This window comes from Pantoea sp. EABMAA-21 (assembly GCF_030053335.1).
GTDB classification, from domain to species: Bacteria; Pseudomonadota; Gammaproteobacteria; order Enterobacterales; family Enterobacteriaceae; genus Pantoea; species Pantoea communis.
In genome coordinates this window covers 42,970-66,352 of the sequence record NZ_JASGBX010000010.1, presented here as the reverse complement: position 1 = coordinate 66,352, position 23,383 = coordinate 42,970, and the positions used below count along the sequence as shown (strand labels likewise).

The following is a 23,383-nucleotide window of genomic DNA, read 5'->3' as shown; positions in this document are numbered from 1 at the left end:
ACTAATAAGAGGTGAGTTTATGACACAAAAGAAGCTTCATTTAGCCTTGTTCCTATTCCCGGGATATCACCTCGGAGCCTGGAGATTGCCGGACGCCATTCCTGAAATAGATCTGGACATCGACCATCTGGTGCACGCAGCACAGCTTGCAGAAGCCGCCAAACTGGATGCCATTTTTTTCGAAGACCAGGCCGCCGTGCGTCGCAGTAATGACATCCTGGCGGGTGACAAATACGGTGCGGCTAACCCTCGTTCAATTCACTTTGATCCTACGATGGTGCTGCCGCTTCTCGCAGCCCATACCTCACGATTGGGTCTGGCTGCCACAGCCACGACGACGTTTAACGAACCGTTCAACATTGCGCGTCGGTTCTCAACGCTTGATTTTATTAGCAAGGGGCGCGCGGGATGGAATTTAGTCACTTCGTTTAACGAAGATGAAGCTCAAAACTATGGCCTGGATGCCCATGTGGGTCACGCAGACCGCTATGGAAGGGCGGAAGAGTTCGTCGACGTTGTTAACGGCCTCTGGGAATCATGGGACGAGGATGCTATCACGCGGGATAAGCAGAGCGGTGTTTACTTCGATGTTGATAAGATGCATTTCCTTCAGCACCAGGGGACGCATTTTAAAGTTCGTGGTCCACTTCCGATGGGGCGCAGCCCACAAGGGCGACCTGTTATTTTTCAGGCCGGCGCATCAGAGCCCGGTCGGGCGCTGGCGGCACGAACGGCTGATGTGGTATTTACACTGCAATCCACCATTGAAGGCGGGCGCGCATTTCGTGATGACATTCGTCGGCGCGCTCAGGAGTTCGGGCGCTCACCCGATTCAATCAAAATCCTGGTGGGGCTTACTCCCATCATTGCCGAAACAGACCAGAAGGCCAGAGAGCTGGCCGACCAAATGTTAGCCCTGATTCCAGATGACATTGCCCTAAGTAATTTGAAACCACTGGCGGGTGGGGTAGATTTTCGCCAGTTCGACCTTAATGAACTCGTACCAGAACTGCCAGAATCGAACGCGGGAAAATCGCACCGGGACGCAATTATGGCGATTTCCCGAGATAAAAATCTCTCCGTCCTTGAAACCGCCCGCTACTTCGCGGAAGGCAGTTATCTGAAAGCCATCGGTTCCCCAGCCACGGTTGCCGATCAGATGCAAGCCTGGCTTGATGCCGATGCCTGTGATGGATTCCTTGCTGTGCCCACTCATTTCCCAACAGGGGTAGAGGCATTAACTGGACTTCTAGTGCCGGAACTGCAACGACGAGGCATCTTTCGTACCGAATATGAAGGAACCCATCTGCGGGACCACCTCGGACTGAATAAATATTGATTGATAACAGAGGGTAAAAAGATAACAGTGCTGACCTGCTCCCCATTTATTCACACTGAATGCTGTTAGCAATGTCCGCAGAGCCAGAACTGCGAACATTGGCTGTTGTGGATGTCTGCTCTGTGCTGTGAGTTCAATGGCTCATAGCGGACCATCCTTACTCGTTAATGTTTAATTCTTTCGCCATCAGACTCCTGTAGCATGCCCGGAACGCGATTTGTGGCAGTTCGGCGGAGCTTACGTGATGATTAGCGTATAGCTGTAACACCATGAAAGGGAAACTTCCTAAACCACTGTATTATCTAATTTCATCCCTTAACAACCGAGTGAAGACAAAGAGAAAACGCCACCGGACGGCAGCTTGAACGCCAGTCCTGATCGGCCATGTAGGTGTGGCGCTAAGGTAGCCCAGATGTTGAACTGGCCGACGATCGCAAGCCGTATACATGAGGGTTGAAATCACGCACATGATTTCGCTTAACACAGCTGGCTGCCAGTTTTGATGCCCTTGTGAATGGGTAGGTGAACGATGTCCCTAAACTAGCGGGCTGGGAATGAAGTTACATCTGGCTGGTGTGCTGCCAGACTAAAAGTTCATAGCAAATTTGACAGCTGTTGTTCACAAACGGAGCAGGTATCAGAATTCCTATTTCGTCTAAAGGTACGCCGGAACAACCAGCATATGAACAGCTATATGGCAAAGAACCACAAAGCCTACACACCGTCCTCAGATAGTGGCCTTAACCAGATAGGGCTTGTTTGTAAAATTGATGCCCAGCGGTAGATAACTGATAAAGCAATTCTAAAGGAAAAGGAAATATAGGATGCATGCAGAATCATCCTGTATTTTATTTAAAATCCTAGAATAAAGAAAGAACTGTGTGCCGGCAAAAATGAGTAAGACACTTCACACACAAACGCAAGGTAATTTTACATCACCTTGATATCGTGTTTTAACATGCTCCTTTAATTAACACTAGAATACCCCTACTTTTTATTTCCTGATTTTTCACACTAAAAACATATAATATTCAGCGGGTCTGGTAGTGCAGCAACAGAGAAATTGAATAAGTGTTGACAATACATACGTCCAAGATCCATCGAAAGTTGTGCGGTTTCGTAACCTATGCTTTAATATTCAGGCATCTTAGGCTAGCTACTCTTTAGAATGGACTAAAAATGGGTAAATATCATAACGATCAGCCGATACATGGTGGGCATAATGATCCTGATTTATTGAATAGGCTCAATTTTGCTAACCATCTCGCGAATGTACTCTTACTTAACCACGATGATGATTGCCTGACAGTATCTCTTGAAGGAGAGTGGGGGTATGGGAAAACTTCTGTGATAAATCTGGTTAAGGGGGCTTTAAATGAAAAAAAGCTCTTCCCCATTATTATTGAATATAATCCATGGCTGGCTGGCAAACCTGAGTCATTAATTCAAGACTTTTTACTTCAGTTTTCTTCGCAGCTTAATATTAAAGATGGGTCAGATTTAGCATTAGAAGCATCTAAGGAACTCATAGGCTATTCACATTTATTCAATGTGGCAAAGCTAGTGCCAGGAACAGAGCCATGGGCTTCAATACTTGGAAAACTATTCTCTAATTTTGGAAGTGCTGCAAAGAAGATTTCCGACTTAAAAAAACTTGATCTTATAGGGAAGAAAAAACAAGTAGCCCATGCATTAAAAAAAATAAAACGTCCGATAATAGTAATTATTGATGACATAGACAGATTAACTCCATCTGAGACATTCCAAGTCTTGCGATTAGTGAAAGCAGTAGCAGACTTCTCAGGGACAGCATTTTTGTTAGCATTTGATGCAAACTATCTTGCGACAGTCCTGAGTAAGAACGATATCGTTAATGCATCTGAATATATCAATAAGATAGTACAACTCAGAGTACCGTTACCAGTTATCTCTGATAGAGGAATGACTGAAATTTCCAACTTGGAATTCGAGAACCTGAGTGATAAGAACCTGACCGGTAGATTTGAAAGCGACCAAGAAAGATTGAGTTGGATATACCATAATTATTTTAAATATTTGATTAAAAACCCCAGGGAACTGAAAAGGTGCTTCAATCATCTCAGGTTTGTACTCGAACAGGTAGAAGGTGAAGTTTGCTTCTCTGATATTTTTGCACTATCACTCCTTGCCACTAAGTCTAACATGGTCTATGAACATATTAAAAGTACACCTGAAGCATATATAGGGAAACGTTTTTCAAACGATGGTCTTATGATGGATAAACCTAAAGACATTGTAAAATCATATGAGGAAGAGCGAGAAAAAAATTTAGCATCCTTTGGCGAAAAAGAACGTGGCCTTTTATGTGGGCTTCTTGGTGAAATATTTCCACTACTGTCAAGTGGTGGCTTTTCTAGCTATGGGGTTTCAGATGATGACTCTGCAGGAAGAGTCTCAGCCCCACAAAGGCTACATGTAGCATTCCATTACACTACACCAGTTGGGTATTTATCTGATCAAGAGATACTCGATTTTATTAATGGTCACATTGACAGAACTGAATTCCTCGATCGCGTAATAAGTGATGAATCCGATGATAGGTTTTTTGAAATGATGACGAATTACGCAAGCGAGTGTAAAGAGCATAGTTTCGAGGTGCTGACATCTGTTTATAACGCATTTCTATTCTCTGATAAACTCATACATTCACTTGAGAGTAATTACGGATTTCTTTCAAAAAATATTTATCAAAAGATGAATTGGCTAACAAATCAACTCATTGAAAAGAGTGAGGAGAAATTCAAGTTAATTAAACAACTTGTCAGTAGGTCAGAAAATGCTCCTTTGGCTGCTGATATCCTTTATAAATCCCGAAATCAGGCTCGTAAAAAAGAGCATGACCTTCAATGGGTTTCTGAAGAGCAGTTACAGGAACTGGAGGAGATCTATCAAAAAATGGCCTCCACAGTTCTTATCAGTAAAGCATTTGTTGACAACCACCTCGAATCACACATTTTTTACGAATTAAAAAGGTCCTCAACATCTTTCGCATCCGATGTACTGTCGTCAATAACCGATAATGATAATGGATTAATAAGGCTGGCAGAGATTATAGGTAACTCTGGAAGTGACTCATCAAATGGACCTTACGTTCATATTGATGAAGAAAGCATGGGAGATATCATAAACATCCAAGACATCAGAAGAAGAATAATGAAAACCGATTTTTCTGAACAACCTGTTCATGTTCAAGCTGTATTTCAAAGTATTCTTGACGGTAAGAAATACTACCTAAGAGATGGGAGTTCAGGTGAAATCTGGTAGCTATCGTCAGACTGAATTTCATCATTTTACTGTCCATTTCTTGGTTACCGCAAAGGTGTAGAAAGGTGGCTGTTACTCCAACCAGCAGCTAATGGCAGCTACTGTGTATTTCCGATACTAAAACGCCGGAGGCTATGGCTTCCGGCGTTTAACAATTCAGTTAAAATAAGGACGTTAAGTACCTTACGTCAGAATCGAGATACTCAGCTCGCTTAAGCTCCAACTATGTCTCGAAATGATTATCACATTCGCCCTAGTGTGACACAGCGATAACCGTGCAGTCTGGCAGTTTGGCTTTAATGAGAGAGAGCATTTCATCGGCTGACTGTGCATCAAGGCTGCTGGTGGCCTCGTCGAGCCAGAGGACGTCAGGCCTCAGATAAATGGCGCGGGCAAAAGACAGGCGCTGTTTCTGCACACCAGACAGGATGTGTTCCCAGCACAGCTGTGCATCGAGACCGATTGCCCACTCTCCCAGTCAACATTCTTCGAGCAATTGTGTCAGTACTGCGGTATTGCTGTTGGCAGGTTCAGGATAGCAGATGAGTTCCCTCAGCGTTCCCTGCTCAAGAAAGGCTTTCTGCGGCAGCAACAGACTCTAACCCTGCTGCCTCTGCCATTCCCCACAAACCATGGCTAGATCCCGCTCAGGATGCGTAACAGTGTGAACTTTCCGATGCCGCTTCGCCCTAAAAGCTTGTTCCAGCTACCCGCAGCAAAGCTAAAATGGACCCCGTCCAGAAGTCTCTCGCCCTGTGACGTAGAAACTGTCAGCGCCCGCGCCAACGTTGTCTGAGCAAGAGGGCTGTCTGCGTAACCCTGCTGACACTCGTCAATTGCCTGTCGAAACTGCTCTAGACGTTCAATACTGGCCGAGAGTTGAACTAGGGCTTTATACATCCGGATAAACCAGTTCATTGCACCATGCACTTGGCCGAAGGCAGAACGGACCTGCATCAGTTCGCCAAGCGTGATGGTTTTAGCCATACAGAGCGGCAGCGCAGCGAACACCGGGACAATCAGGCTGATGAGACTATAACCTGTCGTGAAGAAACCCAGATTGCGCTCTCCGTTCATCAGCGCGAGCCAGTTATGCACAATGGAACCGAATGCACGCTGCAATTGTTGTTTCTCCCAAGATTCAAACTGATAAAGCGCGATCTACTCTGCGTTATCATGTTTACTCAGCAATGAGGCACTGAAATCGGCCTCAGCACCTTGTTTCTGGTAGTTGAGCTCGTGAAGGCGTTTACCGATAAGATGCGTTACAAGGCTGCCCACCAGCGTATAAACCACCGCCACCTATACTAGATAACCTTTAATGACCCACTCCTGACCAAAAAGAGTGAATGTCTGCACGCAGGACAACTTCCACAGAATAACCACGAATGAGCCTAACTGGGCGCTGGTTATCAGGAACGACACTAGCAGGCTGATAGTTTTATCCACGAAGAAATTGATGTCCTAAGTAATACGCTGACCGGGGTTATAAAATTTTCCCGCAAGCGCCATCGGTAAAACGCTTTTTTAGCAAGCCAGCTATCCAACAGTTCTGAGGTCAGAGCCTTGCGTCAGCGAATGAGTAGAAGCCGTGTAAACCAGTCCTGATACACAAACACGCCAATGTATATGAGGATGTAAACGCAGTACTCGTTCACGAGACCATAGACGCGAGACCCGTCAAATTTACCCAGTGCGTCGTAAAATTACTCACTCCAATCATTGATCAGCACGTTCAGCCAGACAATCGACCCACCCAGTCCGACAATTACCGCCAGCAGCAGCCAGACCGTATTCAGTTTCTTCTTCATTGCTGATCCTCTTGTGGTAGGACCGTGTAGCTAGCCGGTTCTGTTAATGCCGTCACCGGCCTATACAGCCTCAATGTCGGTCTGACATTGCCCTTAAGACAATTTCTCATCCTTAGCGTGAGGGTAAATTGACTTAAGCCCAGTTGAACCAAAATTTTTTCATGTGTCCCGATCTATATTGCGCGCACTATATTTTGTGTCATCCGCTGTGGGTTGATACTACATATAGTGAATCAGACCCTATTCAGGCCTTAGCTTTAAGAGCTGTGTGTGACATGTCACGTTGACTTGTTTTAGAAATCAGGTAAATTTTATCGCAACAGAGCCCGATCCCCTGTTTCTCCTGACATACGTGTCTGTGAGTCTCACGGTCGGGCCTTTTATTATCTGATACCCATGAATCCGCAATGATTGCTGCCAAACCGCATAAGGAATATGACCAACAACTTGACCTTCTGCTCAGCCGTGGGATGTTGGTTCAGGATAACGACCGGGCGATGAGAAAGTTGTCTCAGGTCGGCTATTACCGGTTATCAGGATTCTGGTACACCTCAAGAATTCTCCGCACAAATGATGAAGGCCTGTCTTTCAGAAGCGACGATTTTCTAAAAGGAACCTCATTCGAGCAGGCTTATGACCTGTATCTTTTCGATAAAAAGCTCAGACTGCTGATGATGGATGCGCTGGAGCGTATTGAGATCCACATTCGCTCGATCATTGCTCATGAAGTCGGACGCAATGACCCGCTAGGTTATAAAAATCCGGCCTTCATCAATCAGCGTTTCCTAAACGATTCGGGCACAAGTACCTTTGATAAATGGCTGTCCAAGCAGGAGCAGAAGATAAAGGACAGCCGCGATGATTGTATCGTCTGGCACCTGCGCGAGAACAAAGAAATCCCTTTCTGGGTCGCTGTAGAAACATGGGATTTTGGCCAGATGTCAAAATACTATGCAATGCTGAACGGCGGCATGCAGGCAAAAATCGTCAAAAGGATGGGGCTTGATAATAAGCAGATGTTCTCAAAGTGGCTGCAGTGCCTGAACTTACTACGCAACCGCTGCGCGCACCACTCCCGCATCTGGAACCGTAAGCATCCGCCCGTTCAGATTCCCCAGAACGCCTTCTTTAATAAATTGCGTATTGAAGGGGGCATTAATGAACGACTTTACAGTGCGATTTGCATCATCTGGTATCTGGTCAGAATGATCGGACCTGGTTCAAAATGGATCCGCCTGGTCGCTGACCATTTTGACACCAAACCTAATATGCCAGGCTGTTCTTTTACGTCGATGGGTGTCCCGAAAACAGGATTTCCCAGGATTCGATTCGGCGATGCTCTTGGATTTGTTCAGGCGGATAATGATCCACTCCAGCAGGATGCCTAAATCACCCAGTGGTCAAACCCGTGGCTTACTCAATGGCTTTGGACGCAGCCATTATTTCACTGTGAAATCGTAACAGGCAACAGCATAACCGACCCGGTAACCTGCCAATTATAAGAAGGTATGCCATCAGACCCCAACCTCAGGCCCGAAACGCCTATTCGGCAGTTCGGCGAAACTTATCGGCCCGTCTGACATGCTCCCAGTTAATTGACACAAAACGCTGTTAGCAATGCCCGCAGATCGCTCAAAGCGCCCCCCAGCCTCAGGAAGCCATCACTCAAAAAACCGCCCCCAACATCCACATTCACCCTCACTCAACAAACTGACAAAAACGCAAAAGATAGCCATCCGGATCCTGAACAAGAAACTCTCTCTGACAAGCAGTTTTATCTCCAATCCGATAAGTGTTTTCACGCAGCTCCCGATACAGTGGCACGCCACTTTTCCTCACCCGCGCCAGCACACACGCAATATCATCCACTTCTATCTGGAAATTCACGCCACGCCCCAGCGGTTTGACGAGTTCTGCGGTATTCCAGCCTTCGGCGTGAAACTGCTCAAGCATCAACTGTGCTTCGCCGAGGTTGATGTAAGCAAATTCGGGGTCGCTTCGTCTGACCATAATCTGGAATCCCAATACTTCAGTGTAAAAATGCAGTGAGGCAGTAAAGTCGGTCACGGTCAGTTCGGGCACCATTCGGTTCCAGTAGGGTTCATGCTGAACTGTCATTGCTTATGTCCTTTTAAATTGCACGACCTAAAGCTGATGCCGCGAAACTTTTTGCTCATGTCGCGACAAACGATAAATGAGTGGCTAAAGAGCATCAGGTTAACCCGCTTAAACATCTCTTCAACCCCATATCCCTAACGCTCTGCCACCCAAAAAAGCACCCGAATAAAGCGCTATCGCGACGATGCTGATACAAGTCCCACATGAAATCGCCCGCGCTGAATTTCCGGTGCCCAGATAATGCGTCTCTAGCACGATAATATTGGCTGCCGGGGGAAGCAGACAGAAGAGATAAAGCGTTGCTGGATTTTGCGTAATAAGTGGTGCGTTGAACTGATTGGCTATTAGCAGCAGCAACGAAATCAGCACAGCAAAAACTATTGAGCGAGTGATAAACGGACGCAGTTCGAGTCGAAAATCGCGCATCGATATTGTCGTCTTTGAAAGCCAGATGCCCAACACGGCCATGCCAAGAAAACTCATCATAAATTTGGCAATTTGATACAGGCTATCGAAGTATTGAGCCACTTGATTACTGAATGGAATCAATGCTGCGCCGATCATCAGAGCGACGACGGGCGGGGTGCGCATCAACGCGATTGGATTAAATCTCTCGCCGGAGAGCATGCCTGCACCCAGCGAGTTTCCGACTATTGAGCTGCCGACGTAGGCGGCAATAATAATAGTCGCAGCATCATTGCCGAATAACACGCTAGCAACGGGCAGACCCAGCCAGCCGATATTGAGATAGCTGAAACACAGGTTTTTAATGGGATCAGTGAAAACATAGCGACCTGCCAGCAACAGCACCATCATGCATATCGCGGTGGCAACAATAATGGTGCTCATGCTGTGGAAGCGGGTCGATATATTAAAAATGATCACGATGGGAATAGCGATGCGCGTCAATATCCATGACGCAGCCGTTTTGCAATCCCAGGCGGTTTTGCCCAGCAACCATCCGGCAAACAGATAGATAAGCGGAAAGAAAATCGTCACGAAACGTCCCTGATTAGCGTGTCGACCACTCCCTGAAGTAGGGAGTGGTTAAAAATACACGCTATCAGAGGTCGTTCAGTGAGTGCAACGATGCAACGCGAGTTTATGCGGTGGTATTGATGTTGCGGCCAACTGCCGGATTGGCAGGCAGTTGCGGAATCGAATCAAGAATTCCTGCTGCCATCGACTGCTGATTATCCAGGGTCTTTTTCAGTACCAGGGTGCTCACTTTACTGCTGAGGTCCATATTATCCAGACCGATAGCCAGTGAAGTAATCTGTGATACATCCATCTTGCTCTCCTTTAAAACGACTAATGGGGGGCGGAAACGGCTTTGAGAAAGCCTGATACGTCTATCGGCATTCGCGGGCAAAGCTTCAATGCGATTTACGGACATGCCCGATGCCAACCGGCTTAATCAACTCATTCTCTGGCAGGGCGGCTATTTCGCCTGCGGCTGCCAGGTGCCCACATCCTGCGCATTAATCGCTTTCGGCAGCAGCTTCGCCTGATAAAACGCATCTGCAATCTTTTGCTGCTCAGCCAAATCGCTCTTGTTTACCGGCTCGATTTGATAGCTGCGTTGCTGGTTCGCTTGTTCCACCGTGGCGAGCGGCAAATTACCCCACAGCGGAGAGAGAATCTTGGCTGCATCCGTTGGATGTGCTTTCAGCCATTGTGCTTCCTGATCCAGCGTCTTATACACAATGCCCAGCACCTCAGGATGCTTCTGCGCATAAGGCGTCGATACCAGATAGTAGCGCTGATAACTGGCGAGACCTTTGCCGCTCACCAGCACGCGCGTGTGCTGCTCCACTTTAGAGCTGGTGACAAAGGGTTCCCAGGTCACCCACGCATCAACGCTGCCGTGTTCCAGCGCGGCACGTCCATCGGCAGGCGTCAGCCATGCAGGTGTGACATCACTGAATTTCAGTCCCGCCTTTTGCAACGCGGCGATCAGCAGATAATGGCTGCCAGCCGCTTTGGTAACGGCAATCTTTTTACCTTTTAAATCCTGCAGTGATTTGATGCTGGAATTAGCGGGCACCAGAATGGCCTGAGCTTCTGGAGAGGGCGTTTCGCGCGCGTAATATGTGAGGTCGGCGCCTGCCGCTTGCGCGAACACCGGCACGGTATCGGCGACATCAGCAGAGAGGTCAACGTTGTTGAGATTCAGCGCCTCCAGCAGCGGTAAGCCGCTGGTGAACTCGTGCCATGTCACTTTAATGCCGCGCTCGGCGAGCACCTTATCCAGATCGCCACGCTGCTTTATCAGCGTCAGCAAGGTGGAAGATTTTTGATAGCCGATGCGAAGTGTCTCTTCGGCATTGGCGCTGGCAAGCAGTGAGGAGAAAAGCAGTGAAGCAAGTATTGTCTTTGTAATGTTGCCCATGTGAGTCCCTGAAGGTTTTATCAATTTTTTAAAAATGATAAAGCTGCTCACGAGGCAATCAAAACCGCAAGTTCGCATAAGCTCTGCACATTTACAGCTATCAAAGTTGCGCGGTAATCGCCCGCAAATGCTCCCGTAATACGCTATGCAGCGCCCGAATCGCAGGAGAGAACTGCTTACGATGCGGGCAGATTAAATGCAGGGGCGTGCTTTCGCCGGGAATCTCAGGTAGCACCCGTTCCAGGCGGCGCTGCTGGATATCTTCACAGACATCAATCCACGATTTATATGCGATGCCCATGCCATCGATAGCCCAACGGCGCGCCACTTCGGCGTCATCACACAGCAGGCGACTTTTCACCGTGATTTGGCGGCGCATACCTTCCTGCGGGAACGTCCATTTGTCATAGACATGGCCGCCCATCACAAACGGCAGGCAGTGATGCTGGGCTAAATCCTCCAGCTTCTGCGGGCGTCCATGTTGGTCGAGATAAGCTGGCGATGCCACCATAATGCGTCGATTATCCTCGGCCAGCGGTAGTGCCACGTAACTGCTGTCTTCCAGTTTGCCGTAGCGAATGGCGATATCTACCGGATCGCGGAACACATCACTGATTTGATCGGATAACGATAACCGGACCGACAAGGCAGGGTGCTCACAGCAAAATTCGGTAATCAGCGGCAAGAGAATATTGCGGCCAATATCGGAAGGCATCGCGATTTTAAGCTCACCGCTCAGCGCGTCTTCATGACTTTGCAGGCTATCAGCGCCCGCTTGCATCAAGGCCAGCATCTCCTGCGCTTAGGGCAGATATTTTTCACCCTCTGCGGTTAAGCGCAGGCTACGCGTAGATCGCGCAAACAGGCGACGATCCAGTTCTCGCTCCAGTCGCTGAATCGCGGCGCTCACTTGCCCCGGCAGCAAATTCACTTCACGGGCCGCGCGGGAAAAGCTGCCCAGTGCTGCCGATCTTACAAACAGCGTGACATCTTCCAGTCGGATCATTTTCTTACTCATCGTCAAAACAGACAGGGATTTTCACTCTAAGAGTGAAAGTGTTGCTGTGCAATCGGCATTTTTCCTCAGCGTGCAGGCCGCTATGCTGAATCCAACTTACCTAACACCCTGATGAATTGAGGAACGGCTTGATGAAAGCGATTGTTTATAGCCAAAACGGTTTACCGATTTCCGATGAAAATGCGCTGTACGAACTGGATGTCGCCCAACCGCAGCCGGGCGCGCGTGACCTGCTGGTAAAGATCCACGCCATTGCCGTAAACCCGGTGGACACCAAAGTGCGTAACGGTGCGCCCACCGATAAACCGCGCATTCTGGGTTGGGATGCGGTCGGCGTGGTGGAAGCGGTGGGTGAGGCGGTCACGCTGTTCCAGCCGGGCGATGAGGTGTTTTACGCAGGCGATATTACCCGCGCGGGCAGTTATGCCGAATATGGGTTGGTGGATGAACGCATTGCCGGCCATAAACCCCGCACGCTGAATGATGCCGATGCCGCCGCGTTGCCGCTGACATCACTCACCGCATGGGAATTGCTGTTTGATCGTCTGGAAGTACAGACGGATGACAATGCTGCACTGTTGATTATCGGAGCAGGCGGCGGTGTGGGATCGATCCTGACGCAGCTGGCGCGCAAGCTGACCAACCTCACGGTGATAGGCACCGCATCGCGGCCCGAAACCGCGGATTGGGTGCGCTCACTGGGCGCGCATCATGTGGTTAATCATCAGCAGCCGCTGGGCGAACAGCTGGCGGCCATTGGCCACCCGCAGGTGCGCTATGTGGCTTCATTGACGCACACCGACAGCTATTACTCCCAGCTGGTAGATGTGCTGGCCCCACAGGGCAAACTGGCCCTGATCGACGATCCTGAAACGCTGGACGTGGTGCCGCTGAAGCGCAAAGCCATCTCGCTGCACTGGGAGCTGATGTTCACCCGTTCACTGTTCCAGACCCGCGACATGCAGCGTCAGCACGATATTTTAGAGCGCGTAAGCCAGTTAATTGATGACCAGACGCTGCAAACCACGGCAGGCGAACATCATGGCACTATCAACGCGGCCAATCTGCGCAAAGCCCATGCGCTGATTGAAAGCGGGCGTGCACGCGGCAAAATCGTGCTGAGCGGCTTTTAACCCTTGAAACACAATTCGTTAACCGCCGTGTAAGCGCGGCGGTTAAGGTAACGGCACTTTTAAAATAATCGATTCAGGAGATTGCCATGACACTTAATGACGCAGTGGCTCGTCGCCACACTGTAAAAGCCTTCGCCAGTGGTAAAAGCTTGCCGCAGGAAGAGATCGAAACATTGCTGAACGTGCTGCGTAACAGCCCGTCATCCGTCAACTCTCAGCCATGGCATTTTGTGATCGCTTCCACGCCAGAAGGTCGTGAGCAGATCGCGCAATCCACTACCGGCGCCTTTGTTTATAACGGCCCAAAAGTACTGAATGCTTCCCATGTGATCGCGCTGTGCATGCGCACCGATCTGGATGACGCACATCTGCAAAATGTGCTGGCGCAGGAAGAACAGGATGGGCGTTTTGCCAAACCAGAAGGTAAAGCCGGTCAGGATAAGAGCCGCCGTGGTTATGTCGATATGCACCGTTACGAGCAGCGTGATATCCCGCAGTGGATGGAGAAACAGGTTTACCTGGCGCTCGGTGGTCTGCTGCTAGGTGCCGCGATGTTAGGGATTGATGCGACGCCGATGGAAGGTTTTGATCAGCGTGCGCTGGATCAGGCGTTAGGCCTGCGTGAGAAAGGCTTTACCAGCGTGGTACTGGTATCGTTGGGCTATCGCAGCGAAGAAGATTTCAATGCGGCATTGCCAAAATCACGTTTGCCGCGCGAAGAGATTTTCACCTTTATTTAAGCGGTTGCGGCGCAATTTTTTGCGTGGTTTTAACCCCGCGCGATGAATCGCGCCGCTACACGTTTTATCGCGGAAACCGCAAACTGAACCGGTTCATCCCGTTCTCACTGCTCACCGCACAGCTGCCGTGATGCAAGCGCATGATGCTGCGCACAATCGATAATCCCAATCCGCTACTGCTTTGATGTCGTGAGGCATCGGCGCGCCAAAAGCGATCAAACATGCGTGACTGCTGTTCAGCACTCAACGCTGCGCCTTGATTCTCCACCACCAATTCGATCCCCTGATCGCGCACCGCACTTAACACGCGAATGGTGGTATCCCGCTCGCCATAGCGCAAGGCATTCGCCATCAGATTCGCCAGTGCTCGTTGCAGCAGCTGCGGATCGGCGCGCAATTCTCCTTGCATGCGCATCTCCAACTGCATGTTGTGCTCCTCGGCCATGCCATCAAAATAGTCCTGCAACTTCTCCCCAAGCTGTGCCAAATCGATGGCTTGCCAATCCATCGCCTGGCTTGCGTCTTCCGCTTTAGCGAGGAACAGCATGTTATCGATCATTTTCGCCAGTCGCTCCAGTTCCTCGTAGTTGGAGCCCAGCAGTGCCTGATAATCACCGACGCTACGCGGCTGGCTCAGCGCCACCTCAGTCTGACCGATTAAGGTGCCAATCGGCGTGCGCAGATCGTGCGCCATATCCGCAGAGACCTGGCTGAGTTGCTGGTAGCCCATTTCCAGACGACTGAGCATCTGGTTGAAGGCAGCGACCAGCGGTTGCAGTTCTGACGGGGCATCGCTGAACTGGATACGGTGCGATAAACGCCGCACGTCTATGGCATCAGTTTCCGCTGCCAGCCGACGCAATGGCGATAAGCCGCGTCGCACCAGCCAGATGCTCAATAATGCAACCAGCAGGGCTGCCAGTGCAGTTGATACAATAATCTGGTCGCGATAGCTGTTCAGCGTTTGGGTACGGTCGCTCATCAGGCGGCCGGTGATGATCTCAATTTGCCCATTACCATCACGCGTCGGCGCTAAGGCGGCGGCGGAGATAAAAGGGGTGCCATCCTGCGCTTGCTGGTGATGCACTGAGGTCAGACTGAGTGGCTGATCGGCGGGCACGGGCGTGATGTCGGGCATCGGTCGTGCGCCTGGATTGACCACAATCAGCGGCGGTTGACCTGGAAAGCGCAGCACCAGCAAAGACTCCGTATTGCCCAGCATATTGGCAAACAGGCGCGGTTTTTGCTGGATCAGCGTGATGGCGTCTTCATCGCGCAGCAGCGTACGAATCTGATCAATGCGCGTCAGCAGTGCCGCGTCATCGCGTACACCGATCTGCTTCGCCAGCGACTGATACAACGCAATGCCGCTCAGGGCAAAAATCACGATCACCGCAGTGCTGAGCAGCAAGGATAATCGGGTGGCGAGCGAAAGTTTAGTCATGCTTCAGCTTCGCAGCGATACCCAACGCCGTGCACGGTGTGAATCAACGGTTGAGCAAAGGGGCCATCGATCTTCTGGCGCAGGCGTTTTACTGCCACGTCGACCACGTTGGTGTCGCTATCAAAATTCATATCCCACACGCGTGAGGCGATCACCGTGCGCGTCAGCACCTCGCCGGGATGCAGCATAAACAGATGCAGCAGGTTGAACTCTTTGTTGGTGAGGTCGATGCGTTGCCCCGCGCGCTCCACCCGACGTTTAGGGATATCGAGTTGCAGATCGGCCAGGGTCAGCACATCGGGAAGTTTTTGCTGGCCGCCGCGCCGCAGTTGCGTGCGGACGCGTGCCAGTAGTTCCGCAAACGAGAAGGGCTTCACCAGGTAATCATCCGCGCCCAGTTCCAGCCCCTTGATGCGATCTTCTAACGTGCCTTTAGCCGTGAGGAAAATTACCGGCGTCTGGATCTGTTTATCCAGCGCGGCCATCACCTCCCAGCCGCTCATGCCGGGCATCATCACATCGAGTAAAATCAGGTCGTAATGATGCTCCTGCGCATAGAACAAACCATCTTGCCCATTTTCCGCTACATCCACGATGAATCCCGCTTCGGTTAATCCTTTGCGCATGTAATCGCGCGCTTTGGCTTCATCTTCAATCACCAAAATTTTCATGCGCATCTCCGGGCGGAATAAGTGGGTTAGGGCTGCGCCTGCTGAGCGGCCTGTTCAATCAGTTTCGCCACATCATCAGGATGAGATTCATACACCGAGTGGCTGGCGCCCGCGACTTCAACCGTGTGGCTGTGCGCGCGTTTGGCGTACATCCGCTCCAGATCAGGGTTAATGATTTTGTCAGCTTTCGCCACCATGTACCAGCTAGGCTTGGTCTTCCACGCCGGGTCTGGAATGTTGGCGGTGAACACGGCGGCATTGGTTGGCATCTGCGCGTGGGCTTCAAAATCCGCCTGCGCAGCCGGTAAGTCGGCGGCGAAATCGCTGTGGTAATTTTCTGGCGCGATGGTCAGGTAGCCATCAGTCGATTTGGCAAACGGATGCGCGCTGTTGGGGAACTTCTTGCCGTTGATGGCTTCGGTTTCGCCGTTATCCAGCGCGTGCGCGGCGATATACACCAGACCCACCACCTTGCTGTCATTTCCGGCTTCGGTGATGATCGCGCCACCATAACTGTGGCCGACCAGAATCACCGGTCCATTCTGCTGATCGATGATGCGGCGTGTCGCCGTGACATCTTCCGGGAAACCGGTCAGCGGCTCCTGCACCAGCGTCACTTTATAGCCATCGTGCGTCAGGCGGTCATACACCGGACGCCAGCCTGCGCCACCCACAAATGCACCGTGTACTAACACAATATTCTTCACCGGCTGCGCTTTGGCTTGCGCCGCGCCGCCTGCCATCGCCAATAAAATGCCCGCTGCTAACGTCAGTTTTTTCAGTTTCATGATCGTGCTCCAGATAAGGAAGGTTCGGGCACAGGATATGAAAACGGCGCTGACAGCAGGGTGAGCGAGTTATGACAAAAGAATGACAGGGGGTATTAAGTAATTTTTAATGGGGTGTGAAATTCCTCTAACCTATTAATCAATATAAGAATTCACTCTACATAAATCCATTATTTTAATGGTGGTAATGTTTCCCTCATGTTATTAACTCTGGATGCCAATATGAATTTACCTGCCTGCTGGAGATAACAATGAAAAAGAGTTTGTCCTTCGCGTTACTGCTTTCACTGGGCGCTTTCAGCACCTTATCGTTTGCTGAGCAGACGTTGCGCTTTGGTGTTGATCCCACTTTCCCTCCGTTTGAATCCAAAGCCAGTGATGGCTCACTTAAAGGATTTGATATCGATTTGGGCAACGCCATTTGTGCCCAGGCAAAAGTAAAATGCCAGTGGGTGCAGATCGGCTTTGATGGCAGCATTCCGGCACTGCAGGCGAAGAAGTTTGATGCAATTCTGTCGGCGATGTCGATGACAGAGAAACGCCGTGAGCAGGTGGATTTCAGCAACATGCTGTATATCACGCCGAGTGCGTTGCTGACGCCAAAAAACAGCACGCTGACCGAAGATATCAGCACGCTGCGCGGTAAGAACATCGGCGTGGCGCAGGGCACCATTCAGGAAACCTACGCCAAAGCAAAATGGGTGACGCAGGGCGTGAATATTGTGTCCTATCCGAACCAGATGGAGATCTATCCCGATCTGGTCGCGGGGCGACTGGATGGCACTCTGGCGAATGCGGTGTCTGCGGATCAGGGTTTCCTGAATACGCCGGAAGGCAAAGATTACGTCATCAAAGCCACGCTGGTGGATAAAGAACTGCTGGGCAACGGTGTGGGAATTGGCCTGCGTAAGGGCGATACCGTGCATCTGAAGCTGATCAATGATGCGCTGGCCGAACTGCACAACAACGGCACTTACGATCAGCTGGCGAAAAAATATTTCAAGTTTAAGGTCTATCCGTAATCGCCCTTATTTACAGGAAACAGCATGTCAGATTTGCCGCATTATTCGTCCCAACGTGCCCGTTTTGTTGCGGCAGTCGAGCGCCAGCAAGGTGCTTTGACTTCCTATCCGCATCCGCTGCCGGGCCCACAAGGTGAAACGCTTTACACCGATGTCGCCGTCATTGGCGATCCCGGTGCCAGCAAGTTGATGATGATCATCTCGGGTACACATGGTGTCGAAGGCTATTACGGATCGGACAGCCAGATTGAGTGGCTCAATCGCTTCAGTCTGACTGCTTTGCCCGATGACACCGCGATTGTGCTGCTGCACCTGTTGAATCCCTGGGGAGCAGCCCATTTGCGGCGCGTCAACGAAGACAACATCGATCTTAATCGCAATTTTATCGATTTTACTCAGCCAGCCCCCGCCAATCCGGAATACCCGTCATGGCACGGGATTTACCACGGCGATCGGACACAAGCTGATGAGCTGTTAGTTAAAACCCTTAACGGCGCAGGCTGGCTGGCGGTGAAACGGGTGGTGGAAGCCGGGCAATACCAATTCGCTGACGGTTTCTTCTACGGTGGAAAGCAACCGAGCTGGTCTTATCGCACCATGCAAACCATCATCGCCGACCATTTATCGCAGGCAAAAACCATCCTGAGCTTCGATCTGCATACGGGAGCCGGAGCATGGGGGCATCCAATGTTGCTCTCGATTGCTGAGCAGCAGGTCGCTGCGCATCAGTGGGGAAAATCACTGTATGGCGAGTGGTTAACGTTACTGTTTACCGGCGCAGGTCGTGACAGTGTCACCGGAGTGACCGCGACCGCAACGGGTTATCTGTCGCAGTTCCTGCTGGAATCACTGCCGCAGACGCATATCTTGCCACTGGTGGTGGAGTGCGGAACGTATCTCGGCGAAGAGATGCATCGTCGCGTGCGTGACGATCATTGGCTGCATTTGCAGGGCGACCCGGCCAGTGAGTCAGGGCGTGCGCTCAAGCAACAACTGGTAGAGGGCTTCTGGCCAGCAGACCGCGACTGGCGCGATCTGGTGGCTTTTCGGACCCAGCAGATTTTTGTGCGTGGCTGGCAAGGTTTGTTAAACGCCGATCACAAGCGACCATAAAAAGTCATGCGCGCCGTTTCCGACAGGGCGATGCCAGGCTGTGTGTTGTACGCCAGCACGGCCAGCATGCGTGTGATGTCGCCTTCGGTTGGTGTTACACGATGCATCGAGTTGCGGCCACGGAACAGCACTAAGTCACCCGCTTCAATCGCCAGCGCATCGACCGGCTGGCGCTGATCCAAAACCGCCGCCACGCCATCAAAGTTCATCTCACCGGCATCGGCATCGCGCAGATCCTTCACATACTGGAATACACCACCCGCGCGGGGTTTCTGCACCAGCAGGGTGATGGCGAAGGAGGAGTTATCGAAGTGCCAGCCGAGTTCCTGACCATCGGGCGCGTAATGCAGATTGATGGACGAGAGCGGATCGGCATAAGGATAGAGCGCGGTTTCACCCAGCACGTCGCACAGGAAACTTTTAAACAGTTCGTCGTTGTACAGCTGGCGCAGCGGCGATTCGGCGGCGATCACGTCGTCGGTAATACAGCCTTTGGTACTGATCACATCACGATTGCGCGGATGGTCAGCGTCATACGCCTCGTCTTTCTTCATCAGATAGACGTTATGCTTGCTGAGGGTGTGATAGGCCAGATGGCGCTGAGCGTTTCCTTCGGCAATGATGCTTTGCAGCGCGTCGGGTTGTAAAAACTGGCGCAGAACCAGCGCGCCATGCTGGTTGAGCTGTTCACGGCATTCACGTCGCCAGTCGGCGTCGGCCAGGGGGTGCAGATCGAAACGAATCAATGCAGACATAGCAACAGTTCTCATTATGACAGGTGTGTTATCACAGTAACTCACTGATATGTTAGTGCGTAACGATATAAATTTAATGCCCTGCTAAGGAAACTTTAATGCCCTCACAGTCACCTCGTTTACCGAAAATCAGCGTAATCCAGTCATTTAAGGTGGCGGCGGAGTTAGGTAGTCTGGCAAAAGCCGCCGCGCAACTGGCACTGACGCCTGCGGCGGTGAGTCAGCAGATCCGGCAGCTAGAGGAACAGTTGGGCAGCGCGCTGTTTGTGCGTACGCAGAGTGGGGTCATGCTGACCGAAACCGGTAAAGAGTATCTGCGCTATGTGACGGAAGCTTTTGATATTTTGCATCTCGGTCAGCAAAACCTGCGTCATGTGGCGGCGATGCCCAAGCTCACGCTCTATTCACTGCCCGCACTGGCCTCGAAGTGGTTGCTGCCTAATATTGCGCAGTGGCGCGTTCACTGTCCCGACATTGATTTATCGCTACACGGCACCCATGCGCAGGTGGATTTTAATGCCACACCAGCTGACTTTGTCATTTGCTTTGGTGAGGATCGCTATCCCCAGCTTGATAAGCAGCGTCTGTTTTTGGATGAGGTGGTGCCCGTGGTGAGCCCCAGGCTGTTGCAGCAGTTTCCATTAGAAAACGTGTTGCAACAGGCTCCATTGATCCATCTTGATTGGGGCAACGAAGGGCGCTTTCTGCCGGACTGGCGAAGTTGGTATCTGGCCAAAGGGATGGCGGAACCCGCATCACAGCCCGCGTTAAGTTTTAATCTCACCTCATTGGCGATCGATGCTGCGGTGGCAGGCGCGGGTTTGTTATTAGGGCAGAAAAGGCTTATCGCTGCAGAGCTGGCACGAGGCGATTTAGTTATGGTTGATGCGTTAAGCCTGCCATTAAGTAAACCCTATTTTCTTGCCTGGCCGCAGCGTTCGCGCAGCCAGCCGGGCAGTGAAGCGTTAATAAACTGGCTCGGACAGCTGGCAATTTAACAAACTGTTAACTGACTCAGCATTGCAAATCGTGGATTGCACTATGCTTATTCGCTTTGTGCGACGGATCGTAGACAGGGAGTTCAGTCAGTGACTTTAGATATGCATTTCTGGCTTACCACGTTGGTCATAGCCATCACCATTTTGCTGTGGGCAAGTGCACGCCTGCCGGAATATCTCACAGCGCTGCTGTTTTTTGCCGCCGCCACGCTGCTTAACATCGCCCCGACCAGCACCATCTTCAGTGGATTCGCCTCTTCAGCCTTCTGGCTGGTATTGAGCGGTTTTGTGCTCGGCGCTGCGATCCGCAAAGTCGGGCTGGCACAACGCTGGGCTAACTATCTGGTGGTGCCACTCAGTCAGAGCTGGCCGCGCATGGTCGTTGGCACTCTGGTGCTGACCTATCTGTTGGCATTGGTGATGCCTTCCAATATGGGGCGCATCGCTTTGCTGATGCCGGTGGTGCTGGCGTTGGGTGAACGGGCCGGAATTAAAGCTGGGAGCCGTGGCAGCATTGGTCTGGCGCTGGCGGTGGGTTTTGGCACATTCCAGCTCTCCGCCAGCATCTTACCGGCTAATGTGCCCAATATGGTGCTGAGCGGCGCTGCTGAAAACGCCTATCAGATCCATCTCCAGTGGCTGCCCTGGTGGCTGCTGCATATGCCGGTGGTGGGGATTGGCAAGGGGATGGTACTCGCAGCCGCAATTCTGTTCCTGTTTCGCGCGCAACCTCAGCCCGTGCGCCATCGCGATCAACTTGAGCCGCTCAGCCGCAGCGAATGGCGGTTGATGGGCCTGTTGGCTATCACTCTGTTGCTGTGGATGACCGATAGCCTGCACGGCTTGCCCGCCGCATGGATTGGTCTGGCGGCGGCGTGTATTTGTCTGCTGCCGCGCATCGGCTTTCTCTCAGGAGATGATTTCGCCAGCGGGGTTAATTTCCGCACCTGTATCTATATTGCCGGTATTCTCGGGGTGGCGACAGTGGTGGTGGATTCAGGACTTGGCCGACTGATTGCCAATTTGCTGCTCAGCGTGTTGCCACTGCAGGATCACGCTTCGTTTGGTAATTTCGCGGTGCTTAACTCGCTGGTCTCGCTGCTCAACTTTGTGCTGACTGCCAACGGCGTGCCAGCGATGGTGACGCCGATCGCGCAAGAGTTGGCAACCGCATCCGGCTTTTCTCTGATGAGCGTCGTCATGATGCAGGTGTTTGCCTACGCGACGCCGCTGTTGCCTTATCAGGCTTCGCCAGTGGTGGTGGCGATGGGGCTGGGTAATGTGCCTGCCAAAGCGGGCCTGCAACTGTGCGTGCTGGTGTTTATCTTCAGCGTGCTGTTGCTGTTACCACTGGATTATCTCTGGTTCAGGCTGCTAGGCTATGCCTGACTTTCCCTCACTGCCTGAGCACGCCGTTATGTCAGCCAATAATGATTGGGTCGATTTTCGTCGCGATGACGAAACCGGTATCGAAAGCGTCAACGCGCATTTTCGCGGACACGCCTACGATCCGCACGATCACGACGAATTATTGGTGGGCGTGACGCAGCAGGGCTTACAACGTTTCAACTGCCATCGTGCATTGCACACCAGCACACCGGGCCGCGCCATTTTGATTGAGCCGGGCGCGGTGCATGACGGCCACGCCCCTAACGAAGAGGGTTTCACCTACACCATGCTCTATCTGCCGCAGCGTTGGGTGGCAGAGATGATGCAGCGACGCGGTCTGGGGGATGTCTCCAATATTGAAGGGGCGTTTCGCCACACGCTAAATGATGATGCGCTGCTGGCCAGTGCCATCCAGCAGGCGTGGTTTTCAGTGCATCACAGTGAAGGGCGACTGGCGCGCGACCAAAGCCTCGATCATCTGATGACGATGCTTTCCCGCCATCTTGAAATCAAACCCAATGCGCAATCAGGTGCAGCGATGCAGCACATGCAGCTATTACGCGACTATCTGCACGATTTTATGGCGCAGGATATAGGGCTGGATGAGTTGTCACGGCTGGCGGGCATCGATCGCTTTAAGCTGACGCGTCAGTTTAAGCAGGCGTTTGGTCAGTCACCGCATGCCTACCTGGTACGGCTGAGGTTGCGCAGCGCACGTGTGCTGCTGGCGCAGGGCATTGAGCCGGTGCAGGTTGCCGCTCAGGTTGGTTTTGCCGATCAGAGCCATTTAGGGCGTTGGTTCCAACGCGCCTACCGCATGACACCGGCCTCCTATCAACGACAGTGCACAAACGTTCTATATCCCACCCCCGCGACTCTTAGATGATACTGTTTTAGACCCCATCGGAGAGTAGTGACAGATGTTTGATACCAAAATCGCCCTGATTGTTCGTGATGATTTAGCCACCTGGCAGCGCCTGAATGTGGTGGCCTTTCTCGCCACCGGCATTGCTTCTGCCGCGCCTGACATGATGGGCGAACCTTACGTGGATGCGAAGGGGCGTCAATACGGCAATATGGCAGGCCAGCCGATGCTGGTGTTTGCGGGTGATGTCACGGGATTACAACGGGCTCATCGCCAGGGTTTGGAACGGGAGTTGACGGTGATCCCGTATGTGGAAGCGATGTTCGCCACCGGACATGATGCCGCCAACCGCGAGGTATTCATGGCTGAAGATGCCGACAACCTGAACCTGGTCGGCATCGCGATTCGTGGGCCAAAGAAAGCAGTGGATAAGGCGATTAAAGGGCTGTCACTGCACGGATAAACGCGGTCGCCCCTGCGGCGA

At 51.5% G+C, this 23,383-nt stretch carries 21 protein-coding genes and 1 pseudogene; 11 read left to right on the top strand and 11 right to left on the bottom strand.

What is annotated here, in order from left to right; translation table 11 throughout:
• Positions 1-19: 19 nt before the first annotated feature.
• On the top strand, positions 20-1,339 hold the full coding sequence (locus QMZ65_RS15510; RefSeq protein WP_283216286.1) for an LLM class flavin-dependent oxidoreductase: 1,320 nt from the start codon (positions 20-22) through the stop codon (positions 1,337-1,339).
• Between the two features lie 1,179 nt (positions 1,340-2,518).
• Positions 2,519-4,642 (top strand): KAP family P-loop NTPase fold protein, encoded by a 2,124-nt coding sequence (locus QMZ65_RS15505; protein WP_283216285.1) that lies wholly within the window; start codon positions 2,519-2,521, stop codon positions 4,640-4,642.
• Between the two features lie 253 nt (positions 4,643-4,895).
• Here the strand turns inward: QMZ65_RS15505 and QMZ65_RS15500 are convergent, their stop codons facing one another.
• Both QMZ65_RS15500 and QMZ65_RS15495 read right to left on the bottom strand, forming a co-directional pair.
• Positions 4,896-5,060: a hypothetical protein gene (locus QMZ65_RS15500; RefSeq protein ID WP_283216284.1), complete on the bottom strand. Its 165-nt coding sequence runs from the start codon at positions 5,058-5,060 to the stop codon at positions 4,896-4,898.
• A gap of 218 nt (positions 5,061-5,278) precedes the next feature.
• Complete coding sequence (locus QMZ65_RS15495; protein WP_283216283.1) at positions 5,279-5,764, bottom strand: SbmA/BacA-like family transporter; 486 nt, start codon at positions 5,762-5,764, stop codon at positions 5,279-5,281.
• A gap of 1,096 nt (positions 5,765-6,860) precedes the next feature.
• On the opposite strand from QMZ65_RS15495, the gene QMZ65_RS15490 reads away from it, so the two are divergent.
• Positions 6,861-7,841 carry an Abi family protein gene (locus QMZ65_RS15490; protein ID WP_283216282.1) on the top strand — a complete coding sequence of 327 codons (981 nt, stop codon included), beginning with the start codon at positions 6,861-6,863 and terminating at the stop codon, positions 7,839-7,841.
• Positions 7,842-8,151: 310 nt separating this feature from the next.
• On the opposite strand, the gene QMZ65_RS15485 is transcribed toward QMZ65_RS15490, so the two are convergent.
• The 5 genes and pseudogenes from QMZ65_RS15485 to QMZ65_RS15465 form a co-directional block, all read right to left on the bottom strand.
• Positions 8,152-8,571: a bleomycin resistance protein gene (locus tag QMZ65_RS15485; RefSeq protein WP_283216281.1), complete on the bottom strand. Its 420-nt coding sequence runs from the start codon at positions 8,569-8,571 to the stop codon at positions 8,152-8,154.
• 120 nt (positions 8,572-8,691) lie between these two features.
• Positions 8,692-9,570 carry an AEC family transporter gene (locus tag QMZ65_RS15480; RefSeq protein WP_283216280.1) on the bottom strand — a complete coding sequence of 293 codons (879 nt, stop codon included), beginning with the start codon at positions 9,568-9,570 and terminating at the stop codon, positions 8,692-8,694.
• Positions 9,571-9,673: 103 nt separating this feature from the next.
• A complete protein-coding gene (locus tag QMZ65_RS15475; protein WP_097118832.1) occupies positions 9,674-9,862 on the bottom strand; it encodes a YjfB family protein in 189 nt (62 codons plus the stop codon).
• Positions 9,863-10,012: 150 nt separating this feature from the next.
• Positions 10,013-10,963, bottom strand: coding sequence for an aliphatic sulfonate ABC transporter substrate-binding protein (locus QMZ65_RS15470; RefSeq protein ID WP_283216279.1), 951 nt, complete (start codon positions 10,961-10,963; stop codon positions 10,013-10,015).
• Positions 10,964-11,063: 100 nt separating this feature from the next.
• Positions 11,064-11,969 (bottom strand): annotated as a pseudogene (locus QMZ65_RS15465) (LysR family transcriptional regulator).
• Positions 11,970-12,112: 143 nt separating this feature from the next.
• Between QMZ65_RS15465 and QMZ65_RS15460 the strand changes: the two are divergent.
• Complete coding sequence (locus QMZ65_RS15460) at positions 12,113-13,114, top strand: zinc-binding alcohol dehydrogenase family protein (RefSeq protein ID WP_160834370.1); 1,002 nt, start codon at positions 12,113-12,115, stop codon at positions 13,112-13,114.
• Between the two features lie 86 nt (positions 13,115-13,200).
• Positions 13,201-13,854: an oxygen-insensitive NAD(P)H nitroreductase gene (gene nfsB / locus QMZ65_RS15455; RefSeq protein WP_283216278.1), complete on the top strand. Its 654-nt coding sequence runs from the start codon at positions 13,201-13,203 to the stop codon at positions 13,852-13,854.
• Between the two features lie 64 nt (positions 13,855-13,918).
• Here the strand turns inward: nfsB and QMZ65_RS15450 are convergent, their stop codons facing one another.
• From QMZ65_RS15450 to QMZ65_RS15440, 3 genes are read right to left on the bottom strand one after another with little or no spacing between them, the layout of a single operon-like run.
• Positions 13,919-15,298 (bottom strand): heavy metal sensor histidine kinase, encoded by a 1,380-nt coding sequence (locus QMZ65_RS15450; protein ID WP_283216277.1) that lies wholly within the window; start codon positions 15,296-15,298, stop codon positions 13,919-13,921.
• Positions 15,295-15,969 (bottom strand): heavy metal response regulator transcription factor, encoded by a 675-nt coding sequence (locus QMZ65_RS15445; protein WP_283216276.1) that lies wholly within the window; start codon positions 15,967-15,969, stop codon positions 15,295-15,297. The genes QMZ65_RS15450 and QMZ65_RS15445 overlap by 4 nt, the downstream gene beginning before the upstream one ends.
• Before the next feature lie 26 nt (positions 15,970-15,995).
• On the bottom strand, positions 15,996-16,757 hold the full coding sequence (locus tag QMZ65_RS15440; RefSeq protein ID WP_097118838.1) for an alpha/beta hydrolase: 762 nt from the start codon (positions 16,755-16,757) through the stop codon (positions 15,996-15,998).
• Positions 16,758-17,008: 251 nt separating this feature from the next.
• Here QMZ65_RS15440 and QMZ65_RS15435 point away from each other — a divergent pair, with 251 nt between their 5' ends.
• Together QMZ65_RS15435 and QMZ65_RS15430 are read left to right on the top strand one after the other, a co-directional pair.
• Positions 17,009-17,779 (top strand): transporter substrate-binding domain-containing protein, encoded by a 771-nt coding sequence (locus tag QMZ65_RS15435; RefSeq protein ID WP_283216275.1) that lies wholly within the window; start codon positions 17,009-17,011, stop codon positions 17,777-17,779.
• A 24-nt stretch (positions 17,780-17,803) separates the two neighbouring features.
• On the top strand, positions 17,804-18,892 hold the full coding sequence (locus QMZ65_RS15430; protein WP_283216274.1) for a DUF2817 domain-containing protein: 1,089 nt from the start codon (positions 17,804-17,806) through the stop codon (positions 18,890-18,892).
• On the opposite strand, the gene QMZ65_RS15425 is transcribed toward QMZ65_RS15430, so the two are convergent.
• Complete coding sequence (locus tag QMZ65_RS15425) at positions 18,877-19,647, bottom strand: HalD/BesD family halogenase (RefSeq protein WP_283216273.1); 771 nt, start codon at positions 19,645-19,647, stop codon at positions 18,877-18,879. The genes QMZ65_RS15430 and QMZ65_RS15425 overlap by 16 nt on opposite strands.
• 98 nt (positions 19,648-19,745) lie before the next feature.
• On the opposite strand from QMZ65_RS15425, the gene QMZ65_RS15420 reads away from it, so the two are divergent.
• The 4 genes from QMZ65_RS15420 to QMZ65_RS15405 all read left to right on the top strand — a co-directional run bounded on the left by QMZ65_RS15420 (position 19,746) and on the right by QMZ65_RS15405 (position 23,362).
• Positions 19,746-20,645: a LysR substrate-binding domain-containing protein gene (locus QMZ65_RS15420; protein ID WP_097118847.1), complete on the top strand. Its 900-nt coding sequence runs from the start codon at positions 19,746-19,748 to the stop codon at positions 20,643-20,645.
• A 102-nt stretch (positions 20,646-20,747) separates the two neighbouring features.
• Complete coding sequence (locus tag QMZ65_RS15415) at positions 20,748-22,034, top strand: SLC13 family permease (RefSeq protein WP_283216353.1); 1,287 nt, start codon at positions 20,748-20,750, stop codon at positions 22,032-22,034.
• A 28-nt stretch (positions 22,035-22,062) separates the two neighbouring features.
• Positions 22,063-22,920: an AraC family transcriptional regulator gene (locus QMZ65_RS15410; RefSeq protein ID WP_160834379.1), complete on the top strand. Its 858-nt coding sequence runs from the start codon at positions 22,063-22,065 to the stop codon at positions 22,918-22,920.
• Between the two features lie 34 nt (positions 22,921-22,954).
• The gene (locus tag QMZ65_RS15405) at positions 22,955-23,362 is read left to right on the top strand and encodes a DUF2000 family protein (protein WP_045833270.1); all 408 of its coding nucleotides are present in this window, start codon (positions 22,955-22,957) and stop codon (positions 23,360-23,362) included.
• The last annotated feature ends 21 nt before the right edge of the window (positions 23,363-23,383 follow it).